Source organism: Alkalimonas sp. (assembly GCF_020831925.1).
GTDB lineage: Bacteria > Pseudomonadota > Gammaproteobacteria > Enterobacterales > Alteromonadaceae > Alkalimonas.
In genome coordinates, this window is the sequence record NZ_JAFIFQ010000130.1 from 1 (window position 1) to 1,744 (window position 1,744).

General features: G+C 53.4%; 3 protein-coding genes. 2 read left to right on the plus strand and 1 reads right to left on the minus strand.

Features of this window, described 5'->3' with window-relative positions:
• A partial coding sequence (locus JJU14_RS16600) for an aldehyde dehydrogenase family protein (protein WP_228614824.1) occupies nt 1-292 on the minus strand: 292 nt, incomplete at its 3' end.
• A gap of 137 nt (nt 293-429) precedes the next feature.
• On the opposite strand from JJU14_RS16600, the gene JJU14_RS16605 reads away from it, so the two are divergent.
• Both JJU14_RS16605 and JJU14_RS16610 read left to right on the plus strand, forming a co-directional pair.
• A complete protein-coding gene (locus JJU14_RS16605) occupies nt 430-1,341 on the plus strand; it encodes a LysR family transcriptional regulator (protein WP_228614825.1) in 912 nt (303 codons plus the stop codon).
• 21 nt (nt 1,342-1,362) lie between these two features.
• On the plus strand, nt 1,363-1,744 hold a 382-nt coding region (locus JJU14_RS16610), incomplete at its 3' end, for an isocitrate dehydrogenase kinase/phosphatase AceK regulatory subunit (RefSeq protein ID WP_228614826.1).

Consider the following 1,744-nt stretch of genomic DNA (forward strand, 5'->3'; position numbering starts at 1 on the left):
GCAACAGGGCCAACTCATCCTGATGCGCCAACAGCAGTTGATGCCAGCGCAGCAACAAAGCCGAACGCTCGGCTGCAGGCAGTGCCGACCAGCTACCAAAGGCCTCAGCGGCGGCGCTGACCGCCTGCTGCGCTTGCGCTGGCGTGGCATCAGCCACCTCAGCCAATAACTCACCGGTCGCCGGATTGGTGACGGCAAAACGCTGTGTGGCGTTTTGCCAGTTGCCTTGCCAGTAGTTGTCGTTTCTTAATAAAGCGCTTTGTTTCAAAGTACTCATGTTCAAAGTGTTCATGCGGCTCTCCGTGGGTGCTATCGGTGGCTGAGTTGCTGCGACTGCCTTGTGCTCTATTGAACCTCAGAATAAACTAAGGTTAAATACCAAACTTTAAACGTTTAGTTTGATATCTATCAAACTATAGAGCCAGGCCCATGCATAATCTGACCCAGTACGATTTAAAACTGCTGCAAGTATTTCGGACAGTGGTGGAGTGCGGCGGCTTCACCGCGGCCGAAACCAGCCTGAACATTACCCGCTCCACCATCAGCATTCACATTGCTAATCTGGAGCAGCGGCTCAAGCTGCGGCTGTGTCATCGCGGCCGGCAAGGCTTTGCGCTGACCCGGGAAGGCCAGCAAATATACAATGGCATCCTGCAGTTAAGTGAAGCACAGCAACATTTTTCCCGATTGGTAGCTTCGCTCGACAACCAGCTGAGCGGTGAGCTGGTGATGCTTAGCTCGGATCAACTGCCACCGTCCAGGCTAAGCTGGCTGGCCAAAGTGATCGATCAGCTGGCTGAAGTAGCACCTGAGCTCGAACTGTGCCTGGATACAGCACCACTGCAACATATCGAGCTGGCATTGCTGCGCGATGAGGCCCATCTAGGCTTGATGCCCGGCTATCGGCAGATCGATGGCCTGAGCTATCAGCCTTTATTTAGCACCCCCATCTATCTGTGCTGCGCACAAGGGCATCCGTTGTTCGACCGGTCAGATGCCGATATAGACGATGCCCTACTGGCCAGCTACCCGGCCATTTACCCAGGGGTCGATATTGATCCGGCCGGCCGGGCGCAGCTGCAAAAGCTTACCCCCAAGGCCAAAGCCTATCAGTTCGATACCCGACTGGCTTTGCTGCTATCTGGCCGATACCTCGGTTACCTGCCAGAAGAGCTGGCCAGGCCATATCAGCAGGCAGCACAAGCCCCCAGGCTGCGTTTTATTAAGCCTAAGCTTTATCATTATGCGTTTCGCCAGTCGCTGGTGCGCAAACAAAACCCGAAAGAGCAAACCAAGGTTCAACTTGCATTTGAGCTTTTTCATGCGATGATGGACAGCTGATATTCGGCCACTCGACGTGCTATGCAGCTTACCGCTAAAACCATCGCTGAATTAATTTTAAAGGGCTTTAAACGCCACTTTGCGCTATTTCAGGACAGCACAGGGGCGGCCAGCCGCTATTTTAATCAAGCCGACTGGCCAGGCTTTATGCAGCTAAGCTCGGAGCGCATTTCATTTTACGACCAACGGGTCAATGAAACCCTGCTGCAGCTAAAGCAGCAGCTGCCGGATCCGGGCGGCTCCACCGGCTTCTGGCAGGAGGTCAAACAACACTACAGCGAACTGTTGCAAATGCATCCCCAGGCTGAGCTGGCCGAAACCTTTTACAACTCGCTGTTTTGCCGGTTGTTTGAGCGCAAGTACTTTCATAACCAGAATATTTTTGTGCAAAGCACCTTAAATC

Bases quoted from the DNA above. Each gene is read 5' to 3' on its own strand.
- JJU14_RS16605 (WP_228614825.1), top strand. From the start codon at position 430: ATGCATAATCTGACCCAGTACGATTTAAAACTGCTGCAAGTATTTCGG.